The sequence below is a fragment of the Acidocella aminolytica 101 = DSM 11237 genome (assembly GCF_900129125.1).
Classification (GTDB): domain Bacteria; phylum Pseudomonadota; class Alphaproteobacteria; order Acetobacterales; family Acetobacteraceae; genus Acidocella; species Acidocella aminolytica.
Genome location: NZ_FQVJ01000083.1, coordinates 1 through 2,684 on the forward strand (window position 1 = coordinate 1; position 2,684 = coordinate 2,684).

The 2,684-nt window shown below is 58.6% G+C and carries 3 protein-coding genes and 2 pseudogenes; 2 read left to right on the top strand and 3 right to left on the bottom strand.

All coding sequences use genetic code 11. The features are described from left to right. A partial coding sequence (locus BUB54_RS19590) for a transposase (RefSeq protein WP_139285021.1) occupies nt 1–143 on the bottom strand: 143 nt, incomplete at its 3' end. Nucleotides 144–162: 19 nt separating this feature from the next. Here BUB54_RS19590 and BUB54_RS19595 point away from each other — a divergent pair. Further along, nucleotides 163–762 (top strand): site-specific integrase, encoded by a 600-nt coding sequence (locus BUB54_RS19595; protein ID WP_241869482.1) that lies wholly within the window; start codon nt 163–165, stop codon nt 760–762. A gap of 528 nt (nt 763–1,290) precedes the next feature. Here the strand turns inward: BUB54_RS19595 and BUB54_RS21720 are convergent. Next, complete coding sequence (locus BUB54_RS21720) at nt 1,291–1,608, bottom strand: hypothetical protein (protein ID WP_244890806.1); 318 nt, start codon at nt 1,606–1,608, stop codon at nt 1,291–1,293. A gap of 24 nt (nt 1,609–1,632) precedes the next feature. Further along, nucleotides 1,633–1,923: pseudogene (locus BUB54_RS22230) on the bottom strand (alkaline phosphatase family protein); the annotation flags it as partial. A 17-nt stretch (nt 1,924–1,940) separates the two neighbouring features. Here BUB54_RS22230 and BUB54_RS21725 point away from each other — a divergent pair. Beyond that, nucleotides 1,941–2,632: pseudogene (locus BUB54_RS21725) on the top strand (IS3 family transposase); the annotation flags it as partial. Between the last annotated feature and the right edge of the window lie 52 nt (nt 2,633–2,684).

A 2,684-nucleotide genomic window follows, 5' to 3' on the forward strand; every position in this document is an offset into this window, starting at 1 on the left:
TTGCAACGGGAGAGCCGTCCATAGATATAAAATGACGCGTCGCTCATGCCGTGTTCACGGCACAATTCGGCCACAGGCACACCGCCCTCCGCCTGACGCAAAATCGAAAGAATCTGCGCTTCGCTGTATTTCGACTGTTTCATCCAAATCTCCTCAAGCAAAATGCCGAGAAAATTCTACTTATCAATCCCCTTAATATCAGGGGGGATTACCCAGGAGCTTCTGGAGATCGAGGTTCGCGGCAAGCGCGGTGTCGGGCATTGCAAGAGCATGCCGGGGGCGGTGCGGGTTTATCAGCGGCTGCTGGCGCGGGCCAAGCCGGTGCAGGCTGAATCCCGCCGGGAGCGGCAGCACCGGCGCAGGACTGGCGGGGACGCACCTGTCTCGTCCGCGCTCGAATATCCGGGGGCGACTGATCTGGTCTTCCCGGGCAATCACATCAAGCTGTTCAACAATCTGCTGGCGCGCACCGGATTGAAGCTGGACCGGGATGGCAAGGCCCGGACCGCGTATAGTTTGCGCCATACCTATATCTGCATGCGGCTGATGGAAGGGGCGGATATCTATCAGGTTGCCAAGAACTGCCGTACCTCCGTCGAGATGATCGAAAAGCATTATGCGATCCATCTGAAGAACACGCTTGACGCCACCGCCATCAATGTCATGCGCAAGCGGGCCGGGAAAGCGAAGCCAAAAGCCAGTGCGGGGAAGGGCGCAAGGAAGGCGGGAGAGAGCAGTGCGAAATTGGATGGGGCGGATTAGAACTGGGCGGAACTGACGGAAAGTCGGGTGCAGGCCCGGCAAAATAGCGATCCGCTTGGCGGATCGCCAAGAAGCGCACCCCTTGCGGGTGCGCAATCAGGGGCTTGGCCCCGGGGGAAGCCTTGGGCTGATGCTCAGCGTGAGATGAAATTCACGGACTCTTCGAAAATCTCAAGTAAAATGCAGCAAACAGAAGAGCGATGCCGACATTCACCATCAACCGCTCCCAGAAACGCTGCCGGAAGAACAGCACATCCACACTCCCCGTCCGTTCTCTACCCACTGTCCAACTCGGGCATGACGTAAAGAACGACAGAAATATGCCGTGACTTCTCAATCACCTGAACTCTGGTGGGTCGGGCTTGCGGCCAGCCTGCCGGGCCAGTTAAACCAAGCCCACACAGTGTGTCGCGAACGCATACAGCAAGACGCTATTGGAGGATCATACTGGCTGACGCGCGTTTAGATCTGCCGCATGGCAGGAGCACCGCTTTGAGGGCGGTGGAATGGCCGCCGATCGCCTCGCAATCAACGCCCCAGGAAGGCTCTCATGTGGATTGCCGCATCCGAACCTGCATCACCGGCTGTCTTATGCTCTGGCAGCGCTGATATCGCCTGCTGGAGGCGCTTGATGTGCGTCGCCGGGTCCGCACCGGATGTCGGCAATCTCGACGCGGCCTTGCCCAGCGCCGCCTGCAGCCCGTTTGGCGGCAGCTGCGCCGCATTCGCCAGTTCGTCGTTGCCCGGTATGGGCGGGGTGACGGAAATGGATACTGGACCAGGATTTACCGGAACGTCAGAGAGGTAATCCACGAGTGAAGGGGCGGAGGCCGTCCGCGGGGTCAAAGGCCCGTTATGCAGCCCGAAAACATCCTGCAATGTTCTAAAAATGCTCGTGTGGTCAAAGGGTATTAAACCATCTGGCCGAATGATTTGGCCAACAGAGACATAGGGCGAGACGATAACGGCAGGCACACGGACCCCATAGCCATCAAACTGATATCCGTCCGGAAAAGGGCCGCCGGGTGACACCGCCGGCCCTGGGAAGACATGGTCATAGCAACCGCCATGTTCGTCATAGGTGATGATAAGCAGCGTATTCTCCCATCCTGGTCTGAGCTGCTGCCGGTTTGGTGGACACGAGGATAAGATCGTGACCAATGAACCGGAGGGCGAAAATGGCGAAACGAAAATTTGGAGCTGAGTTCAAAACTGAAGCTGTAAAGCTGGTTACGGAGCGGGGCGTATCAGTGGCGCAGGCGGCCCGTGACCTGGATTTGGCGGAGAGCGTGTTGCGCCGCTGGATGCGTGAATTGGCGGCGGCGCCTGCGACGGCCTTCCCAGGCCATGGCCAGCAACGGGCCGATCTGGCTGAGATCGCGGCTCTCAAAAAGGAGGTCGCCAAGCTCAAGGCGGAGCGTGATATCCTAAAAAAGGCTGCAGCATTCTTCGCGAGGGAGTCGACATGAAGTTCGCCTTCATCGCGAAGCACCGGCATATCTGGCCGGTGAGCTGGATGTGCAATGCTCTTGAGGTATCGCGTTCCGGCTTCCATGCTTGGCTCAACCGACCAGCCTGTGAACGGGCTGTGCACGATGAGAAACTGGCGTCGGCAATTGGCACGAGCTTCAAGGCCAGTGACCGGACCTATGGCGCGCGCCGCGTGTGGCGTGATGTACTCGAGGTGGGCTTGGCCTGTGGCCTGCACCGGGTTGAACGGCTGATGCGCGAGAACGGCTTCCGGGCCCGCCCGAAGCGGCGGGCCAAGCCGAAGGACGAGGGCGAACGTGCTGTGATCGCCGATAATATCCTTGATCGGGAGTTTTCCGCCGCCCGGCCAAACCAGAAATGGCTGGCTGATTTTACCTATAGTGATTCCCATTAACAACGTTACGCGCTAAACTCTGTCATCTTTAATGGGT